The organism is Aestuariibius sp. HNIBRBA575, assembly GCF_040932005.1.
Classification (GTDB): domain Bacteria; phylum Pseudomonadota; class Alphaproteobacteria; order Rhodobacterales; family Rhodobacteraceae; genus CANLNM01.
This window is the reverse complement of sequence record NZ_CP162414.1, coordinates 2052405-2072443: the sequence shown is the minus strand read 5'-3', so window position 1 is coordinate 2072443 and position 20039 is coordinate 2052405. Positions and strand designations below refer to the sequence as shown.

Below are 20039 nucleotides of genomic sequence, written 5' to 3'. Positions count from 1 at the left end.
TGCCTAGCTCAAAGTTGCCCCGTTGAAAAGCACCCCAAACGGGCAGGGAGGCTGACAATTTCCACCGGGGTCTGGACCTTTGGGGGCGGGCCGCCTAGATCGGGTGTGACCAATCTAAGGAGTGCGATAATGGCACAGGCCGCCTTTGAAGACCTTGCTGAGACCTTTGAATTTCTGGACGATTGGGAAGATCGCTATCGCCATGTAATTGATCTGGGCAAAGCGATGGATCCCCTCGAAGATGCGTTTCGCGTGCCCGCCACCAAGGTTGACGGATGCGCGAGCCAAGTGTGGTTGCTGCCCCAGATCGACGGCACAGGCCCTAATGCGGTGTTCCATTTTCGCGGCGAAAGTGATGCGATGATTGTGCGCGGATTGATTGCGGTTTTGCATTGCCTTTATGATGGGCTGAGCGTGACCGAAGTTGGCGCCGTGGATGCGCCCGCTGAGCTGGGACGTCTGGGATTGAACGACCATCTGTCTGCGCAGCGATCAAACGGTTTGCGTGCCATGGTCGAACGCATCCGCGAACAGGCCGCGATCGCCGTCACCGCCTAAGGGGCGTGTTTGCCCCTATTGCGGGTCAAAGGTCAGCGCGACACCATTCAGGCAATATCGTAGCCCGGTTGGGGCCGGCCCATCGGGGAAAACGTGCCCCAAATGCGCATCACAGCGCGCGCAATGCACTTCGGTGCGCCGCATAAACAATTTGCGATCCTCTTGTTCGCCAATCACCTCAGGATCGATCGGGCGAAAAAACGAAGGCCATCCCGTGCCGCTTTCAAACTTGGTATCCTGATCAAACAGCGCAGCATCGCAGCACACACAGCGAAACACGCCCGGATCCTTAGGGAAATTGTCATGTGTGCGGGCCCGTTCTGTGGCGTGTTTACGCGTGACTTTATACGCCAGATCGCTCAGTTGCTCTTTCCATTCCCGATCTGATTTGACGACTTTGTCCATGACGTGTTTATCCTTTGCCATTGTTATGCTCTATCTAGTTTAGAAACCAGCAATGACCAAGGAGGCGCGTCATGAAATTGGGCCAGCGCCCAGGGCGTTACACCGCGCGCTTTAGCCGGGCAGCGACAGATATCGCCGCCGCACAAGAATTGCGCCATCTGTGTTTCATCAAGGAAACCGGCGGCGTTTTGCGCCCAAATGGCCGGGATGCGGATGACTTTGATGATCGTTGTGAACATGTGCTGATCCATGACAGTCATGACGGTAAATTGGTCTGTTGTTACAGGATGTTACCCCTAAAAGGCGGGGGTGAAATCAACAGCAGCTATTCCGCCCAGTATTACGAATTGGACGCCTTGAACCGCTATGATGGTGCCATGGTGGAAATGGGTCGATTTTGCATCCACCCGGATGTCAGCGACCCAAATGTGCTGCGGGTCGCTTGGGCGGCGATGACGCGTTATGTGGATGATCACAATGTTGAGATGCTGTTTGGCTGTTCGTCGTTTCAAGGCACTGACAGCGCCACCTATCTGGATGCGTTTGATATGCTGGCCGAACGTCATCTCGCGCCAAAACGCTGGCTGCCGCGGGTCAAAGCGCCCAAAGTTTTCCAATTCGCCAAACAACGTCTGCAAACGCGTGATCGGAAAATGGCCATGCTTCGGATGCCACCGATGTTAAAAACCTATCTGATTATGGGCGGCTGGGTCAGCGATCATGCGGTGGTAGATGATCACATGAACACGATGCATGTGTTCACCGGGCTTGAAATTTCTGCCATCCCCCCGGCACGTGCGCGGGCCCTGCGTGCGGTTGCCGGTTGAACTTTGGCGCTGGGCCGATTAGCCGGGGGCATGGCTAGAGCACCCTTATTACAACTGACCGACATTTCGCTGACATTTGGCGGCGATCCGATTTTTGATGACCTGTCCCTCGTGGTGCAGCCCGGCGACCGTGTGGCGCTGGTGGGGCGTAACGGGTCGGGCAAATCCACCTTGATGAAGGTCATGGCTGGATTGGTCGAACATGATTCCGGCGGCGTGGTTGTATCCCCCGGCGTCAGTGTCGGCTACATGGAACAGGACCCCACCATGGAAGGGTTCGCCACCTTGGGCGACTACGCTGCCAGTGGTCTGGACCCATCCGAAGCCTACAAAGTTGAAATGGTGGCCGAGGGGCTAAAATTTGACCCGTCGCGCGATGTGAACGTCGCCTCAGGCGGGGAACGCCGTCGGGCGGCTTTGGCCAAATTGATGGCCGAAGGGCCGTCGCTGATGTTGCTGGACGAACCGACCAACCATTTGGACATCGAAGCCATCGCTTGGTTAGAGGCTGAGCTGTCATCGACCAAGGCGGGCTTTGTTCTGATTTCGCACGATCGGGCGTTTTTGCGCAATCTGACCCGTGCGACGTTGTGGATCGACCGGGGCAATGTGCGCCGTCAGGAACGCGGATTCGATGCGTTTGAATCCTGGCGTGACAAGGTCTGGGAAGACGAAGATATGGCACGTCACAAAATGGACCGCCGAATCAAATCCGAAGGGCGCTGGGCTGTTGAGGGTATTTCTGCGCGCCGCAAACGTAATCAGGGCCGGGTGCGGGCCTTGCAGGAATTGCGCGCTGAACGCGGCGCCATGATCCGTCGCCAAGGCACCGCGGCCATGGCGTTTGAGGGCGGGCAGGCATCCGGCAAAAAGGTGATCGAGGCAAAGGGGCTGATCAAATCCTTTGATGAAAAACGCATTGTCAGCGGGCTGGATTTGACCGTTCAACGGGGGGATTGCATCGCCTTTGTTGGCCCCAATGGTGTGGGAAAAACCACGCTTATCAACATGTTGCTGGGCAACGTTGAACCAGATAGCGGTACTGTCAAACACGGCACCAACCTGAATGTGGCGGTGTTTGACCAAAGTCGGGCCCAGCTGGATGGCGATATGTCGCTTTGGGACAACCTGACCAGCGATCCGGCCATGGGCGTCAGCGGCAAGGCGGACCAGATCATGGTGCGCGGCAATCCCAAACACGTGGTTGGCTACCTAAAGGAATTCCTGTTTGACGAAGCTCAGGCCCGCGCACCCGTGCGCAGCCTGTCTGGTGGGGAAAAGGCGCGCCTGTTGCTGGCCAAATTGATGGCGCGCGAAAGCAATCTATTGGTGCTGGACGAACCGACCAATGATCTGGATATCGAAACGCTGGATTTGTTGCAGGATCTGATCGGCGACTATCCCGGCACGGTGCTGCTGGTCAGTCACGACCGGGATTTCATCGACCGTTTGGCCAGCACCACCATCGCGATGGAAGGCAACGGTCAGGCCACGCCCTATGCGGGCGGCTGGACGGATTATCAATCCCAGCGCAAGATCGACAATGCGGCGGTTGAAAAATCCACGAAATCCAAGACCAAGTCCGAAAAAACCAAAGCTGAAAAACAAACCGGGCTGAGTTTCACAGAAAAACACCGGCTCGAAGAGCTGCCCGGTGTGATGCAACGTCTAGAGGCTGAAATCGCAAAGCTGGAAACGCTGATGTCGGACCCGGACCTGTTTTCACGTGAACCGGTCAAGTTCCAAAAAGCCACGGATGCATTGGTCGAGCGCAACACCAAACTGGCCGAAGCCGAAGAAGAATGGCTGATCTTAGAAGAAAAGGCTGAAAACAGTTAAATTTGTCTGCTTTTTGTGGGGCAAAACATCCAAAAAACCCACCGTTGATCCAAAATCAACGGTGGGTTTTGTCATTTAAGGCATGCGCAGCGCGCCATCCAGCCGGATGGTGGTGCCGTTCATATAATCACATTCGATGATAAATTTCGCCAAAGCGGCATATTCAGCCGGGTCGCCCAAACGTTTGGGGAATGTTACATCTTTGGCCAGGGCTTCGTGCACTTCGTCCCCCAATCCTTCGAGCATGGGGGTCATGAAAACCCCCGGCGCGATGGCCATAACGCGGATGCCATTGCGGGCCAAATCACGGGCCATGGGCAGGGACAAACCTGTGATCCCCGCCTTTGAGGCGGCATAGGCGGATTGGCCGCGCTGGCCGTCAAAGGCCGCGATTGACGCGGTGTTGATGATCACGCCGCCCTCGGCCATTTGCGCCGCAGCCAAACGCCCAACGTTAAAGCTGCCGACCAAATTGATGTCGATCGTGCGCTGGAAACTGTCCAGCGCATGGGGGCCATTGCGCCCCACTGTGCCTTCGGCGGTGGCGATTCCCGCGCAATTGATCGCCGTGTTCAGCCCACCCATTTTGTCGACAGCATAGGCGATTGCCGTTTCAACGGACCCTTCGTCAGTGACGTTGGTTTGCGCAAATTCGGCCCCAATTTCAGCAGCATAATCCGCGCCTTTGGGGTCCAGATCGAAAATCGTGACGCTGGCGCCGGCATCGCGCAGGGCCTTGGTTGTGGCTTTGCCCAGACCGGATGCGCCCCCTGTGACGACGGCTTTTACTTTGGTGATATCCATAACATTCCTCCCAGTTGGCTCTTTGGTGCCAGTGAATGGACGTCATATCAAGTGGGAATTGAACGTTCGTTCAGAAACTAGCTGTTTGGCAGGGACACCGCGATCAACAGAACAAACACAACCGGGACCGCGATCAGTGCTGCAATCCCCAGAGCGGGTAGTCCCCAAATGAGAAAGGCGATCATCAGCACAGCAACCAGCCCTAGAATGGCCAGCCACATGTTGCGTTCTTGGGGATCAAGTTTTGGGTTTTGCGATTCCATGATGGGCTCCTTAAAGCTGCATCATAGATTTATATTAATGCAAGCGGGCGACAATGCGACCGGCTGCCGCGCAAAAAAGCCCTGCAAACAAAATAAGTTTGCAGGGCCAAATTGATCATTAACCTGCGGCAAGCCGCTTACAAAGGTAGCTTAGCCGTCAAAGTTTACTTCTTCCATAATGCGCAATGCATCCGCACGATGACCGGCCAAATCGGTCAAAGGTGTCTCATCGGCGGTAAAGCTGCCCCAGCTGCCGACCAGTTCAGAAACGTCTGCGCCGTCGAGCACGGGATATTCATAGTTTTCCTCGGCGTAGATTGATTGCGCAGTCGGGGAAACAAGGAATTCCATCAGCTGAACAGCTTCTTCGCGGTTGGGGGCGGATTGGGTCAGGCCGATGCCGGACACGTTCACATGTGTGCCGCCATTTTCAAAGGTCGGGAACACGATGCGCACGGAACCGGCCCATTCGATCTGTTCTTCGTTGTTGACCATTTTGCCCATGTAATAGGTGTTGCCCAAGCTGATGTCGCATTCGCCGGCCCAGATGGCTTTGACCTGAGCGCGGTCGTTGCCTTGGGGGGTGCGGGCCAGATTGTCACGCACTTCAGAGGCCCAAGTTGCGGCACCTTCTTCGCCGTGATGAGCGATGATCGCTGACATCAGCGCCAGATTGTAATTGTGCACGCCAGAGCGCGTACAAATGCGGCCTTCCCATTTGTCATCGGCCAGATCTTCGTAGGTGGTGACTTCGCCGTCGGCCACACGATCGCGGCTGGCATAAATGATGCGTGCGCGTGTGGTCAGACCGAACCACAGACCCTCTGGGTCACGCAGATTTGCAGGCACGGCTGTGTCCAGTGTTTCGCTGGAAACGGGCGCCAGAACATCGGCATCCGCAATCGATTTCAGGTTGGCGATGTCCACGGTCATGACCAGATCGGCGGGAGACCGGCTGCCTTCGGCCAGCAGGCGTTCCACAATGCCACCATCCACAAAAGCAAGGTTCACAGCGATGCCGGTTTCGGCGGTGAACGCATCCATAACAGGCTGGATCAGTTCGGGCTGACGGGTTGTATAGATGTTGACATCGGCCAGCGCGGGCAGGGCAGTTGTTGCGGCAAGAGTTGCAAAAAGGGCAGTGCGAAGGGTCATGTTAGGCTCCAATTTCTGTTGGCGCCCTTAAACCCGAGTGATTTGGTCGGGTCAATACCCGATTTTTTTAATCAGAAATTTTTTCTGCGGCTTTTACTGCATTCCAGAGCGTATCCATTTCAGCCAGATCTGATTGCGCAGGTGAGGATCCTTTGGCGGTCAGGGCATCCTCTACCGCGTTGAAACGGCGAATGAATTTCTGATTGGTGCGGCGCAGGGCCTGTTCTGGATCCACCCCCATATGCCGGGCCAGATTGGCCAGCACAAACAAAAGATCCCCCATTTCATCCTCGACCGCATCCTGCGTCATCTGGTCCCGCGCTTCGATCAATTCACGCGATTCCTCGATCAATTTGTCCAGCACATGCGACGTATCAGGCCAATCAAACCCAACCCGCGCGGCGCGGTTTTGCAATTTCAGCGCGCGCAACAATGCAGGCAATCCCGGAGCCACCCCATCCAGAACCCGTGTCTGGGATTTTGCCGCACGTTCGGCGGCTTTGATCTGTTCCCAATCCGCACTTTGTTGCTGGGCCGATTTTTCACGGGATTCATCGCCAAACACATGCGGATGGCGCGCCACCATTTTATCCGACATCGTGTTGGCCACATCGTCGATGTTAAACAGGCCCGCCTCATCGGCCATTTGCGCGTGAAACACCGATTGAAACAGCAAATCGCCCAATTCGCCCTTTAGCTCGTCCCAGGCTTCGCGTTCGATCGCATCCGCCACTTCGTAGGCCTCTTCGATTGTGTAGGGGGCGATGGTGCTGAAATTCTGTTCAATATCCCACGGACAGCCTGTTTTTGGGTCACGCAGGCGGCGCATTATTTCAACCAAACGCGGCATTCCACCTTTGGGGTCATTAATCAGATCGTCAGACATTGCGGGCCTTTCTCTGCGGGTCTACCAATTGGGTAACGCAGCTCGAAAGGCCCAACAATGCCCGTTTTAAACAGAATCGCCGCTTTTGCCGATGAAATGAAAGAATGGCGTCAGCATATCCATGCCAACCCGGAATTGTCGTTTGATTGCCACAACACGGCAGCGTTTGTGGTTGAGCAGCTGCGCGCATTTGGCGTTGATGAAATCCACGAAGGCATTGCGCAATCCGGGGTGGTGGCGATCCTGAACGGGCAGGGGGACGGCACGGGGCGCACGATTGGGCTGCGTGCGGATATGGATGCCTTGCCGATGGATGAAATCACCGGGGCGGAATACGCGTCGACAATCAGCGGGAAAATGCATGCCTGTGGTCATGATGGGCACACAACCATGTTGCTGGGCGCGGCGAAATATCTGGCGGAAACACGCAATTTTTCGGGTCGTGTGGCGCTGATTTTTCAACCGGCTGAGGAAAATGGCGGCGGCGCTGGTGTGATGGTTGACGAAGGTGTGCTGGACCGGTTTGGCATTGATGAAATCTATGCGCTTCACAATGTGCCGGGGCTACCCGTTGGACAATTCAGCACCAGCCCCGGCCCGCTAATGGCCGCGGTGGATACGTTTTACATTGATATTCAAGGTGTTGGCGGACATGGCGCGATGCCACATGATACCGCTGATCCGATCATGGCAGCGGTGGGGATGGTGCAGGCGATCCAGACGATTGTCAGCCGTAACCTATATGTGCGCGACGATCTGGTTGTGTCTGTGACGCAAATTCACACTGGATCCGCCGATAATATCATCCCCGATACGGCCTTTATTAATGGCACAGTGCGCAGTTTTGATCCGGCAGTTCAGAACATGGTGATCAAACGGTTGCAGGAAATTGTCGATGGTCAGGCCGCCGCCTATGGGGTGCAGGTCAAACTGAACTACGAAAAGGGCTATCCCGCGACGATCAACAATCCGTCGCGCGCTGAATTTGCCTGTGATGTGGCCGAAGGGATCGCACCGGTGGAACGGGATGCCGGCAAAGAGATGGGCGCCGAGGATTTTGCCTATTTTCTGGAAAAACGCCCCGGTGCCTATTTGTTTGTGGGCAATGGCGACACGGCCGGGCTGCACAATCCGGCCTATGATTTCTGTGATGAAACAGCCCCCTATGGTGCCAGCTTTTTCGCAAATTTGATCGAAAAATCTATGCCCGCGATCAAGTGATTTTCGCGAAATAGCAGCCATATTGACCGCGAATTAACTTGGCTTCTTGAAATTTGATCAAAAGTTGACATAGTGGTTTCCAGCGGGGGTAAATCGCCCCTGTTTTGTCATTGCAAGGACGCTCTATGGCGCTGGAAGACGCAAAATCGCAGGTTGATGTGACATTCACCCGCCAAGAAACCCGTGGATTGGCCTATGAAAACACCTTTGGGGGGGCGACGTCGTTTTTGCGACGGAAATACACCAAGGATCTGACCGGGGTTGATCTGGCGATCACGGGTGTGCCGTTTGATCAGGCCGTGACCAATCGGCCCGGTGCGCGGTTTGGGCCCCGCGCCATCCGAGAGGCATCAAGCCTTCAGCCCTATGATCCGCCATGGGGGTGGGACGGGTTTGATCCGCTCAGTGAATTTTCCATCATCGATTATGGTGACTTGGCCTTTGATTACGCGGATGTCCCCAAGGTGCCCGATCTGGTTCAGGCCCATATCAGCGGTATTTTGGCGGCGGGCGCGCGGTCCATTACGCTGGGCGGGGATCATTTCATCACGCTGCCAATCCTAAAGGCCTATGTGGATCGGTTTGGCCCAGTGTCGATTGTTCAATTCGATGCCCATTCCGATATCTGGCAAGACGACGATATGGACCGGATCGATCACGGCACATTCATGTACAAGGCGATCAAACTGGGGCTAGTCGATCCGGCGCGGTCGGTGCAGGTCGGGGTGCGCACAGTGTGTGATGACACGCTGGGCATGAATGAAATCTCCGCGCGTGACGTGCACGAAAAAGGTGCGGCCAGAGTGGCCAAGCAGATCAAAGCCATCGTTGGCGATAATCCCACCTATATTTCGTTTGATATCGATGGGTTGGACCCTGCCTTTGCGCCGGGTACGGGCACGCCGGTTTGGGGGGGGCTGTCGTCTTGGCAGGCGGCAGTGATCCTGCGGGATATGGCCGGGATCAATGTGTTGGGCGGTGATATCGTTGAGGTTTCTCCGCCCTATGACACAACCGGCGCCACAGCGATCGCAGGGGCGCATGTCGCTATGGAACTGATCTGTTTGTCATTGTGGAACCACCGCAAAACCAACCTGACCCAACGCTAAGGGTTGTTTCTGACAGGTTTCAGATTAAGTCGCGGGCATGTGCGACAAAACCAAGTGATATGCCCGGAGCCGGAGATGAAAATTGCCCTGTTGATCCCGATCATCCTTATTCTGGCTGTGATGGCGCGGGTGCGTTTGGCCCCGGTTGATGTGGACCGCTGGCATGTTGATCCATTCACGGCGCCAGATCCGGGCATGGGCGGCGTTGCCGATCAATCTGGTCAGCAGAGCGGATTTTTCGCAGGATCCGCCGACCATGTGGCGCAGGATTTGGCGCAGATCGCAACCGCGACCCCCCGCACAAAACTGATCGCCCAAGATGGCAATCGCTACACGTTTCAAACCCGTAGCCGGGGCTGGGGTTTTCCTGATTACACCACGTTTGAAACCCGTCAGACAGATGACGGCGTGGCCTTGGCCATCACAGCCCGGCTGCGTTTTGGGCGCAAAGATTTTGGGGTGAATGCCAAACGTGTCGCGCTTTGGCTGGATCAATTGACCGCCGCGGATCACATGCTAGCGGGCCAGTAGGCTTGACCCTGTGGTCCCAATAGGGGACATGACCCTATGATACCTTCAGATACGCTCGATCAGATCATCAGCCGATTTCAATTCCTAGAGGCCCAAATGGCCGAAGGGGGCGGCGATATTGCCAAATTGGCCAAGGAATATTCCGATTTGCGCCCGGTGGTGGATCAAATCACCGCGTGGCGGCAGCTGAATGTGGATCTGGCCGATGCCGAAGAAATGCTGGCTGATCCCGACATGGCGGAACTGGCCCAAGAGGAATTGCCGCAATTGCGCGAACAATTGCCCGTGGTTGAACAGGCGTTGCGTCTGTCTCTGCTGCCCAAAGATGCCGCCGACGCCAAGCCCGCCATGATCGAAATCCGCCCCGGCACAGGCGGGGATGAGGCCGGTTTGTTTGCCGCCGATCTGCTGCGGATGTATCAGCGCTATGCTGACACAATGGGCTGGAAGTTTGAGATCATCGATGAGCAAGTTACGGAATTGGGCGGCATCAAAGAGGTGACTGCGCGGGTGGCTGGCGACGGCGTTTTTGCCCGGCTCAAGTTTGAGAGCGGCGTGCACCGGGTGCAACGCGTGCCCGAAACCGAAAGCGGCGGGCGCGTGCACACATCTGCGGCGACCGTGGCGGTGTTGCCCGAGGCCGAAGATGTCGACGTTCAGATTGCATCCACCGATATTCGGATTGATACGATGCGCGCCTCTGGCGCCGGGGGCCAGCACGTAAACACCACCGATTCCGCGGTGCGCATCACCCATATCCCGACCGGGATTATTGTGGTCAGCGCCGAAAAATCCCAGCATCGCAACCGTGAAATTGCCATGCAGGTTCTGAAAACCCGGCTTTATGATCTGGAACGTCAACGGATTGATGGCGAACGGTCCGCCGACCGCAAGGCGCAGGTGGGGTCGGGGGATCGATCCGAACGCATTCGCACTTATAATTTTCCCCAAGGGCGCATGTCAGATCATCGGATCAACCTGACCCTGTATAAACTGGATGCCATCATGCAGGGCGATCTGGATGAAATTATCGATGCATTGATTTCCGAACACCAAGCCCGCCAATTGGCCGAAATGGAAGGGTAAATCGCGTGAATGTCGCGCCCCTGCGTACCGGCACTCAGGTTTTGATCCCGGCGATTGCGCAATTGCGCAGTGCCGGGGTGGATGACCCGGCGCGTGATGCGCGTCAATTGTTGGCCCATGCGCTGGCGATTGATCCGTCGCGGCTGACATTGGCGTTGCATGATGATGTCGCCGCCGATGTTTTGGCCCGGTTTAATGCCCTGATCGAACAGCGGTGTCGCCGCGTTCCTGTGTCTCACTTGATTGGGCGGCGCTTGTTTTATGGCCGCGCGTTTCAGGTCAGTTCGGATGTGCTTGACCCACGTCCAGAAACCGAAGAATTGATCGCCCGCGCATTGGTCCACCCCTATCAGCGGGTGCTGGATCTGGGGACCGGATCGGGCTGTATATTGTTGACATTGCTCGCTGAAAGGCCCGGATCAACCGGCATTGGCGTGGATGTGTCAGAGGCCGCGCTGGATGTCGCCAGACAAAACGCAGCGCAGCTGAATATCACGGCGGAATTCGCGTCTGGCAGCTGGTTTTCGCCCGTCACCGGCCGCTTTGATCTGATCGTCAGCAATCCGCCCTATATCGCGCTGGATGAAATGGCGGATTTATCACCCGAAGTGCGTCTGTTTGAGCCGCGGATGGCATTGACCGATGAACAGGATGGGTTGTTGGCCTATCGTGCGATCTGTGCGGATGTCATGGATTATTTGACCCCGGCTGGGCGGTTCATGGTCGAAATTGGCCCAACCCAAGCAGCCCAAGTCAGCGCCCTGATGGAAACGGCTGGATTCGGCGAAATCCGCGTCACAACCGATATCGATGGGCGCGACCGTGTTGTTGAGGGCATCAAACCGGTGTGAAATGGCGAAAAAGCGCATATTTTCATCCAAATTGGCGTGAAAACAGATAAAATTGCTTTCGCCCTCTTGCCCTACGCCCCTCGGATTGGTTACTCACGGGTATCGGCTGGGCAGAGAGTTTATGTTCTCCCCCCGATCAGTTGCCAAACATCGTATCGGCCAAAACAATCTCGCACTGGCGAAGATCGGCTGAACGCAACGCTAATCAGGCGGAACGGAACACGTTCATGAGACAATCCAAATCGCGTTCGCGTGGGAATAAGAACCGTAATCGTCCTTCGGGCGGTAATATCATCAACCGGGTTTTTGACAGCTCTGGCCCTGATGGCAAAGTGCGCGGCACCCCGCAGCAGATTATTGATAAATACAACCAGCTTCACCGGGATTCACACCTGTCTGGGGACCGGGTTGATGCGGAAAACTTTGCGCAGCACGCCGAACATTACACACGTATGTTAGCCGAGGCGAACCGCGAAGTCGAAGCCAAACGCGAAGAGCAGGAACGGCAAAACCGTGAACGCCAAGCCGAACGTGATCGCGAACGCGCCGATCGCCTGAAAGCCCAAGAGGCCGCAGCCGCAGATCCGTCGCAACAATCGCAGCCCGATATCGTAGACGCCCCAAAACAAGAATCTGGGTTGGTCGAAACGCCTGAGGCCGCGCCGAAACCCGCCGCAGAAGCCGCGCCCGCCCCCAAGCCAAAACCGCGCCGCCCACGCAAACCGCGCGCGAAACCTGCTGAAACGGCAGCTGATGCACCACAGCCACCCGCAGATGGTGGTCCCGCAGAAGCGGCTGAATAAGCACTAAAATTGCGATGAATTCCAAAAAACGGCGTCCAGTTTGGGCGTCGTTTTTTTATGTTGGTTAGGTTGCTGTCTGGGCGGGCCTAGGTCTAGGCTTTGACTGCCCGGGCTAAGGCGCACCAACGTTCCAGATCAATTTGTTCGGCCCGATCTGTGGGTTTGATACCGGACGCGATCAGGCGATCTTCGATATCTGGGGCGACGCCTTTTAATGAGGCGCGCAACATTTTGCGGCGCTGGTTAAACGCCGTCGCCACCACATGGGACAGGGTTTTTGCCTCGGCGGGGAAACGCGGCGCGGGCAGTGCTTTGAAATGTACGACGGCTGAATTGACCTTGGGCGGGGGGGTGAATGCCTCGGGGGGCAGGTCCATGACCACCTGACAATCCGTGCGCCATTGGGCCAGAATTGCCAATCGGCCAAAGGCTTTGGACCCCGGTGTGGCGGTGATCCGCAGGGCCACTTCGCGTTGAAACATCAAGGTCAGGCTGTCCCAAACTGGTGGCCATGTGGGCGGGGTCAGCCAGCGCACCAACAGCTCGGTTCCGATATTATAGGGCAGGTTGGCGCAAATCCGGATCGGGGGTGTGAGATGATCCAACGGATTGATGTCCAACGCATCCCCGTTGATCACATCCAACCGGTCGGGATATTGTGCTGCGATTTCAGCCAAGGCTGGCAGGCAACGGCTGTCTTTTTCGATGGCCAGAACACGCCGCGCGCCTTCGGCCAGCAATCCACGGGTCAATCCGCCCGGTCCGGGCCCGACCTCTAATATATCACAGGCCGTCAGATCCCCCGCTTGGCGGGCGATGCTGGATGTCAGGTTCAGATCCAACAGGAAATTTTGACCAAGATTTTTCTTGGCGGCGATACCGTGGGTCTGGATGACGTCACGCAGCGGGGGCAGGTTGTCGATTTGGGCCATGTGCCCTTATGCGATTGTGGCGGGCAGATTGGCAAGTCGCGAAACGCGTCAGCGGGTTTTGCGCGCCATATCTGCGGCCATGCGCAGCGCAGAGATCATCGAACTTGCATCTGCGATGCCTTTGCCCGCGATGTCAAAGGCGGTGCCATGATCGGGGGATGTGCGAATAAACGGCAGGCCCAATGTGACATTGACGCCTTGGTCAAAGCCCAAGGTTTTTACCGGGATCAGCGCCTGATCGTGATACATACAGATCGCCACGTCATAACGCGCACGCGCGGATGCATGAAACATCGTGTCAGCGGGCAGGGGGCCGGCAATGTTGAACCCTTCGGCGCGCAACGCATCCAATGTGGGTGCGATCATCGCGTCATCTTCGGTGCCCATTTTGCCGCCTTCGCCTGCATGTGGGTTCAATCCTGCGACGGCCAAACGGGGCCGTTCAATGCCAAAATCCCGACGCAATCCCGCATGGGTGATCAGGATCGTGTCGGTCAGCAAGGCCGCGTTCAATTGGTCCGGCACCTCGGCCAATGGGATGTGGATGGTTGTGGGCACGGTGCGCAATTCATCGCAGGCCAGCATCATCACAACCCGGTCCACCCCGGCCAATGCGGCCAGAAATTCTGTGTGCCCCGGATAGGCAAAATCTGCGCCGTCAATCAGCGCCTTTTTGTTGATCGGCGCTGTGCATAATGCGCTGCATTGCCCTGATTGCGCCAATTTAACACCGGTGGAAATCGCATCGATCACTCCCGCAGCATGGGCCGGTTGCGCCACCCCCGGCGTCAAATCAGGACCAAAATCGCGGGCCAGAACGGGTAGGGCATTAGGGCAGAGAGCGCTGGCTTGGGACGTGTCGGTGATGATTTCAAACGGGGTGCCATCCGGCAGATGTTTGGGATCACCGATCCAAAGCATGGGGATATCCCCGCGCAATTGCGACCAGGCAGAGACCGCAATTTCGGGTCCAATACCAGCAGGTTCCCCGCAAGAAATCGCTATTGGGTTCATGTCGTTCTGCATGGCGCCCTCATGTGGGGTTAGTTGACGTCGCGAATGGTTGCATCTGCGCGCAGATCTGCCAGCAACGCATCGGCATAACCGGCCAAACGGGTCGACAAAAGGCGGGTTCGCACGGCTTCGCGGTCGATTTCGGCATCCAGTTGCGGGGTGCGGCCACACATCATCAAAAAGACCAATGTCTGGCCGTCATTGCGGGTCAACGCAAAGGATGTTTCGCCCGTATCAAGACGCGCCAATTCCAATGCGATGTCCTGATCAATTTCTGCGGGGGGCAATGTCACCCGGTCCAATTGTTCGGCTGGCAATCCGCGGGCCACCCCATACAGATCATCACAGCTGTCGACACGGTCATTGATTTTGGCGGCTTCGGCCAGACCTGCGTCACTCAGACCGCCGGGAATGTAGAAGGCCGCATATTCGATCGCGGCGGATTCCGGGATGGGCTGGGGTGCTTCGCGCACGGCGCGCATCTGGAACAAGGCGACACCGTTGGTGATGGGCAATGGGGCGGTCACTTCGCCCGGGGCCAGATCCAGCAGGATAGCCCGGACCGCAGCGGGGTAATTTGACAATGGCAGCCAAGGCAGACGCCCGCCCTGACCACGGGATGGCAGGGCTGAATGTTGAAGGGCTGCGGCCTCAAACGAAGAGGTGCTGGTATATTGCGAAATACGCTGTGCCGTTGCCATGGCCGCATTTGCACGCGGAGGCGGCGCGGCGATGATGATTTCAGATAACAGCACTTCTATTTGGCTGCCTGATCCACCGGCCGCCCCAAGAGCGGCGTCAATTTCGGCCTCTGTGATCTGCACACGGCCGCGATACCGGGATCGGATAAAATCACGCCATGTGAATCCAACGACGACAAAATCCCGAAAGGTTTCTTCTTCGACGCCGTTCTGTTCAAGAAGGGTCAGGAATTGATCCAATGTCAGGTTTGCACGACCGGCAAAATCTTCCATTGCGCGGCGCATTGCCTCTTCTGGAAGTGAAAGTCCAGCGCGGCGCATTTCACCCATTTTCAGGCGATCCTCGATCAATTGTTCCCGCGCCAATTGCAGGTGATTGCCCGGCGTGCGGAACACCTGCAACAGCAGGGCACGCTGATTGATCTCAAACTGCGTAATGGCGGTTTCATCCACGGTCACAACGGGGGCAAATAGGTTCTGCGCCATCGCCATGTTTGAATGTGTTGCCGTCAGTCCAACGGCAAGCCCCGCTGAAAGTAGAAGAGCAAGGAAAGGTCTGCTGCGCATGGTCACCCCTTGGGTCGCGGTTGGTTTCTGGCCATCATCATTGCGTTATTCACCGCAGGATTGGGCAGCAAAAGCGCCCGATCGTCCCGCTGAGAACCCGGCAATTCCGACGGACAGACCGATATCGGTTGTTGGGTCTACATTAGTCGAAGACGTAAACCGGCGCGAGACCGAAAGGTCGACTTCGACGCATTCGTTGCGCCAGCCAATGCCAAATCCGGTTTTTGCGGCCGAGTCTGCGATAATGTCATAGCTGGCTTCGCCATTTACGGACCAGACGTCGTTGATTTGATAATCCGCATCAAAGGTCCATTCAGAAATGGCCGCATCGCGGGATTCCCCAGTATCTATTGGCAAATATAGATATCCAGCGGTCATATTCAGATTGTCCCGCAGCCAGTTGACTTGAATTTGGGATTTGCTGGTCACGTCATTTTCGTTCAACAATGTGCGTAAATCAACGCTCAGCCCATTGGCGAAATCCAGCTGACCGGCGACCAGCCAATCAGAGGCGGTCCCGGAAAACCCAGAGGACAGGCTTAGGTCGTCTTGGTTTTGTGATCGAAACACCCGCCCAAATGTAAGCGTGCTGCGCCAGCCTTGGGGGGATTGCCGGGTCCAGCGCGCACCGAACGCGCTGCGCAGCCCGGTTTCAACCCGGTCCTGACCTGCAAAACGGGTCAGCGACAGCAGATTGGATTCGTCAAATTCATTGAGGATGCTGTCTTCGTTTGGGGGCGTGTCCCCATGGGCGTCTGACCAAGCGATCTGGGCCATGGGTTCGATCAGATGCGCCACACCGTTGCTGTTGGTTTTTGCCAATGGCCAACGCAATGTGATCCCAGCCCGCGGGGCAGTGCGCATCAACGTGTCCTCATAGTTGCTGTCTTGGGCAACATCATAAAGATCCACCTGAAACCCGGTTTCAAAATCCAAGACCAGCCCGGCGGGGCCAATCCAGTTGCGCTGCCATTGCGCATCGACACCCAGCCAAGACACGTCTCGACCGATCATATCGGCCTGCGATGTTCGAAAAAGAGTGTCCCCGCCACCCGACAACGTCAAAACACCCCCCAAGCGGTTGGGATGAAGCCGTTGTTGATAGTCAAACGCCCCAACCCAGCTGGTCAGCGTGGCATTGTCGTCAATATCGCGCAGCGACTGATAATGATTGAGCGAGGCTTCGATATACTGGTCTTGGGTCGTGCGTGTGATCGCGATTTGGCTGTCCAACAGATCGTTAGATGAATGGCCGTAATCCAACAAATATCCATCATCCGACACTGTGATCAAATCAAAGCTGAGTTCAAAGTCACGCGCCAAATCAAACTGTCCCTGCAATTGCGCATAGCCACGTGTGTCATCGGGGACAATCGTGTCATGGCTGATCCCGGCGTTTAATTCGAGGCGACCATTGTGAAACGCCTGTCGGTAACGCAGGTCCAACGTACGGGTTTCGCGGGACAAATAGGGGGTGAATGTCAGGTCGCGGTGATCGCCGAGCCTGATAAAGTAGGGCGTTTTGATCCCGGTTCCCAGTTGATCGGTGCTGCGAAACCGAGGGGTCAGAAACCCCGTTGCCCGTTCCAATGTCGGATCGGGCAGGCGCAGACGCGGCAGATAAAGAACCGGAACATTGCCCACACGCAGTTGCGCGCCATCAAAATACAATTGCTGTTCTTGTTCGTCATGGATCACCCGCCGCGCGCGGATCTCCCATAGCGGCGCTTCGTCACCACAGACACGGCAAGACGTAGCAACCACCTGAAAAAGCTGCGAATATCGGCCATCGACCCTATTGATTTGGTTGGCCCCCAATTGCAGCTGCTGATCCAGAACCAACCGCGCGCCTCGCAGCAATCCGTTTTGCAATTGTGGGTCCAAATCGGCCTGACCTGCGGTCAGAATGGTGCCATCGGCCCCGATGATGAAAATGGGGCCTTCGATCGTTAATCTGTCGGTGGATTGGTCATAGACCAAACGCTGGGCAGTCAATTTGGTGCCGTCAAAAAACACCTCGACATTGCCTTCGGCGATCAGCACGCCGTTGTTTTGAACGCTCACCCGGTCGGCAATCAAATTGGCCACACCTTGGGCGCTGGCCATGTTGCTGACCCCCAATAGCGCCAAACACAGAAACATCGTGCGCAGTAAATTCATCACCCATCCTCAAGGTGCAAAATCAGGCCCATCGCCAACCCCAAAGCCGCCAAAGGGGGCGCCCATGCAGCCAGCAAAACCGGAATATTGCCGTTTTCGCCCAATATCTGCGCGAAATTGCGGATAAAGTAAAAGCCAAAGCTGAGCATCAAAGCAAACAACACCATCAAACTGGTACGACTGCCGCGTTGATGCTGCATCGTGAAAGCCGCCCCAATCAGCACCATTCCCACCAAAAACAAGGGCAATGCCAGTTCCATTTGCAGCCAGACCTGATGGCGGCGCGCGGAAAAACCGGCGGTTTTTAACCGTTCAATGAAGGTTGGCAAATCCCAGATCGGGATCGACGAGGGCGTGCCAAAACTATCGCGAATCTCATCCGCTGTCAGGCTGGACGGCACGCTTAGACGGGATACGGATGTGGCGGTGGCCTCTGGGTTGGGGGTATTGGCCAAGGTCCAGACTTTGGCATTCAGCAGAACCCATTCCCCCGGTTGCAGCCGGGCAGAACTGGCATGAATACGTCGCGACGGCCCGCCATTTTCGCTAAATTCCAAAAATGTCACCCCCCGCAGCAGGGTGCCTTCTAGGTTTGCACCGGCGGCCCGAATGACGGTTTGACCCAACTCATCCCCTTGGCGCAGCCACACGGCATCCCCTGTGAATTGCAAAACATTTGTGCCGCGTCCGCGCATTTCATTGCGACGGCTGTCATATTCTGAACTGGTCGCTGCGACGATAGGGTTCATGGCCGCCACCGCCAATGTGCCAACCAATAATGTCACCACCACCGGGGCAACCAGGGCACGCATTGCCGACCGACCCACGGCGCGCGTGACCACCAATTCAGAGGACCGCGCCAATGCCAAAAACAAGGAAATCGACGTGATGATCATCAGCAAAGGCAGAATTTGATACAATGATCCCGGCAAATTCAGCAATGTGAGGGTCAACAGACCGCTAAATTGCGCTTCGGAATTGGAAAAGGTCCGGATTTGTTCGACCAGATCCAAAAATCCCAGCATCAGCCCAAAGATCAGCAAAACAGCCAAAAAGGTCAGTGTGAAACGGCGGGCGAAATAACGATGTAGGATCATGAGCTGACCCCCGAAACATCCGCGGGAATAGGGGCGGCAGAGCGGCGCAGCCGTTTGGGTCGGGCGGCCAGCCATAACATGGCAAGGATCAGCAACAGGCCAATCCCTGTCGCCAGATAGGCCACCGGCCATGCATCAGGATTGCTGCGCACGATCCCGGTGCCAGCAGTTTCCAACGCATTGATAAAAATCACTAAAATCACAGCGCCAAGGATTTGTTTCCACACGCCAAACCGCGAAAACCCCCCGGTGATCAATGCCGCATATCCCAACAAAGAGGCGACAATGGCCAGCAGGGCTTGGGTGATGCGGTTGTGGCCCTCTGCGATCAGCGCCCCGGCACTGCGACTGGTTTCTGACATGATGTCGGGTGTTGGGTTCAGCAAATCCAACGTCATCAATTCACGCAAAGACCGATTGCGGTTGTCGTCCACTTCGATTGCGGCGCTGACGTCATAGGCAAAGTCATCAAATGTCGTCACAGCAAGGTTCAAACCGTCGCCTCTTAATGTCTGGGCCATGCCGTCGCGCATCACCAATTGCGGGCCGCGATCGCTGCGCACCAAATAGGCCCGCGCTGAGGAATAGATCAGGTGTTGATCCGGGTTCGACGTGTCTGACAGCAAAACGTCCAGTAATTCGCCTTCGGGGGTGACTTCGCGGATGTAAAAGGTCACGCCGTCTGACGGGTTTAGAAATTGCCCTTCGGTGAGCATTCTGGCAGTGACATCTTGCGCAATTTCGGCGGATCGCTCTTCGAATTGATGGGTGCTGAGTGGCACCAGCAGATGCGCCAAAATTGTCGTCAGCGCCGCGACGATCACGCCAAATGCTAGAAAAGGCCGGGCCAGGCGATAAGGCGAATACCCGGTGGATTGCACCACAACCAATTCGGAATCCGCCGCCAGCCGGTTGGTGACATAAACTGAGGCAACAAACGCCGAAATCGGCATCACCAGCCGCACGATGTTGGGCAATGACAATGCGGTGAATTCCAGAAAAACCAAGGCGGATTGCCCGTCGGAAATCAGCTGATCAAAGAGGGCAACTGCCTGATTGACCCAGTAAATCATCACCAAAATCAGCGAGAAAAAGCCAAACAACATCATGAGTTGCGACAGGATATATCTGTCGAATCGTCCCACGTTTCTCTCCTGTTTGACTTGCTTGCTTACGTTTGCGCGACGCTATCCGATTTACCCCCCAGACCCAAGTGCAGACTGGTCAAGG

The 20039-nt window shown here is 56.2% G+C and carries 20 protein-coding genes; 9 read left to right on the top strand and 11 right to left on the bottom strand.

From position 1 onward, the window contains the following. Positions 1–129: 129 nt before the first annotated feature. On the top strand, positions 130–558 hold the full coding sequence (locus tag AB1F12_RS10470; RefSeq protein WP_368184118.1) for a SufE family protein: 429 nt from the start codon (positions 130–132) through the stop codon (positions 556–558). Positions 559–573: 15 nt separating this feature from the next. On the opposite strand, the gene msrB is transcribed toward AB1F12_RS10470, so the two are convergent. Next, on the bottom strand, positions 574–984 hold the full coding sequence (gene msrB / locus AB1F12_RS10465; RefSeq protein WP_368184116.1) for a peptide-methionine (R)-S-oxide reductase MsrB: 411 nt from the start codon (positions 982–984) through the stop codon (positions 574–576). A 50-nt stretch (positions 985–1034) separates the two neighbouring features. Here msrB and AB1F12_RS10460 point away from each other — a divergent pair, with 50 nt between their 5' ends. Beyond that, positions 1035–1790, top strand: a complete 756-nt coding sequence (locus tag AB1F12_RS10460) for a GNAT family N-acetyltransferase (RefSeq protein ID WP_368184115.1) — start codon at positions 1035–1037, stop codon at positions 1788–1790. Positions 1791–1820: 30 nt separating this feature from the next. Beyond that, a complete protein-coding gene (locus AB1F12_RS10455) occupies positions 1821–3629 on the top strand; it encodes an ABC-F family ATP-binding cassette domain-containing protein (RefSeq protein ID WP_368184113.1) in 1809 nt (602 codons plus the stop codon). A 75-nt stretch (positions 3630–3704) separates the two neighbouring features. On the opposite strand, the gene AB1F12_RS10450 is transcribed toward AB1F12_RS10455, so the two are convergent. From AB1F12_RS10450 to mazG, 4 genes are all read right to left on the bottom strand, one after another. Continuing rightward, complete coding sequence (locus tag AB1F12_RS10450; RefSeq protein ID WP_368184111.1) at positions 3705–4433, bottom strand: SDR family oxidoreductase; 729 nt, start codon at positions 4431–4433, stop codon at positions 3705–3707. 77 nt (positions 4434–4510) lie between these two features. Then, a complete protein-coding gene (locus tag AB1F12_RS10445; RefSeq protein WP_368184110.1) occupies positions 4511–4696 on the bottom strand; it encodes a hypothetical protein in 186 nt (61 codons plus the stop codon). 150 nt (positions 4697–4846) lie between these two features. Continuing rightward, positions 4847–5851, bottom strand: coding sequence for a Fe(3+) ABC transporter substrate-binding protein (locus AB1F12_RS10440; protein WP_368184109.1), 1005 nt, complete (start codon positions 5849–5851; stop codon positions 4847–4849). A 67-nt stretch (positions 5852–5918) separates the two neighbouring features. After that, positions 5919–6737 carry a nucleoside triphosphate pyrophosphohydrolase gene (mazG, locus tag AB1F12_RS10435; protein ID WP_368184107.1) on the bottom strand — a complete coding sequence of 273 codons (819 nt, stop codon included), beginning with the start codon at positions 6735–6737 and terminating at the stop codon, positions 5919–5921. A gap of 57 nt (positions 6738–6794) precedes the next feature. Here mazG and AB1F12_RS10430 point away from each other — a divergent pair, with 57 nt between their 5' ends. The 6 genes from AB1F12_RS10430 (at position 6795) to AB1F12_RS10405 (ending at position 12338) form a co-directional block, all read left to right on the top strand. Next, positions 6795–7958 carry a M20 aminoacylase family protein gene (locus tag AB1F12_RS10430; protein WP_368184105.1) on the top strand — a complete coding sequence of 388 codons (1164 nt, stop codon included), beginning with the start codon at positions 6795–6797 and terminating at the stop codon, positions 7956–7958. Positions 7959–8083: 125 nt separating this feature from the next. Beyond that, positions 8084–9067 (top strand): agmatinase, encoded by a 984-nt coding sequence (speB, locus tag AB1F12_RS10425; protein ID WP_368184104.1) that lies wholly within the window; start codon positions 8084–8086, stop codon positions 9065–9067. A gap of 75 nt (positions 9068–9142) precedes the next feature. Then, positions 9143–9598: a DUF1499 domain-containing protein gene (locus tag AB1F12_RS10420; RefSeq protein ID WP_368184102.1), complete on the top strand. Its 456-nt coding sequence runs from the start codon at positions 9143–9145 to the stop codon at positions 9596–9598. 36 nt (positions 9599–9634) lie between these two features. Then, complete coding sequence (gene prfA, locus AB1F12_RS10415; protein WP_368184100.1) at positions 9635–10684, top strand: peptide chain release factor 1; 1050 nt, start codon at positions 9635–9637, stop codon at positions 10682–10684. A gap of 5 nt (positions 10685–10689) precedes the next feature. Continuing rightward, a complete protein-coding gene (gene prmC, locus AB1F12_RS10410; protein WP_368184099.1) occupies positions 10690–11535 on the top strand; it encodes a peptide chain release factor N(5)-glutamine methyltransferase in 846 nt (281 codons plus the stop codon). Positions 11536–11762: 227 nt separating this feature from the next. Beyond that, complete coding sequence (locus tag AB1F12_RS10405; RefSeq protein ID WP_368184096.1) at positions 11763–12338, top strand: DUF4167 domain-containing protein; 576 nt, start codon at positions 11763–11765, stop codon at positions 12336–12338. A gap of 92 nt (positions 12339–12430) precedes the next feature. Here the strand turns inward: AB1F12_RS10405 and rsmA are convergent, their stop codons facing one another. Genes rsmA through lptF form a run of 6 tightly spaced genes read right to left on the bottom strand, consistent with a single transcriptional unit; the run spans position 12431 to position 19954 of the window. After that, complete coding sequence (gene rsmA, locus AB1F12_RS10400) at positions 12431–13270, bottom strand: 16S rRNA (adenine(1518)-N(6)/adenine(1519)-N(6))-dimethyltransferase RsmA (protein ID WP_368184094.1); 840 nt, start codon at positions 13268–13270, stop codon at positions 12431–12433. Between the two features lie 48 nt (positions 13271–13318). After that, complete coding sequence (gene pdxA / locus AB1F12_RS10395) at positions 13319–14284, bottom strand: 4-hydroxythreonine-4-phosphate dehydrogenase PdxA (RefSeq protein WP_368188347.1); 966 nt, start codon at positions 14282–14284, stop codon at positions 13319–13321. A gap of 29 nt (positions 14285–14313) precedes the next feature. Then, positions 14314–15552 carry a peptidylprolyl isomerase gene (locus AB1F12_RS10390; protein WP_368184092.1) on the bottom strand — a complete coding sequence of 413 codons (1239 nt, stop codon included), beginning with the start codon at positions 15550–15552 and terminating at the stop codon, positions 14314–14316. A gap of 45 nt (positions 15553–15597) precedes the next feature. Continuing rightward, positions 15598–17712 carry an LPS-assembly protein LptD gene (locus AB1F12_RS10385; RefSeq protein WP_368184089.1) on the bottom strand — a complete coding sequence of 705 codons (2115 nt, stop codon included), beginning with the start codon at positions 17710–17712 and terminating at the stop codon, positions 15598–15600. Continuing rightward, positions 17712–18809, bottom strand: a complete 1098-nt coding sequence (lptG, locus tag AB1F12_RS10380; protein WP_368184087.1) for an LPS export ABC transporter permease LptG — start codon at positions 18807–18809, stop codon at positions 17712–17714. Before lptG ends, AB1F12_RS10385 begins: the two co-directional genes overlap by 1 nt. Beyond that, positions 18806–19954 (bottom strand): LPS export ABC transporter permease LptF, encoded by a 1149-nt coding sequence (gene lptF, locus AB1F12_RS10375; protein ID WP_368184086.1) that lies wholly within the window; start codon positions 19952–19954, stop codon positions 18806–18808. The genes lptG and lptF overlap by 4 nt, the downstream gene beginning before the upstream one ends. Positions 19955–20039 lie beyond the last annotated feature (85 nt).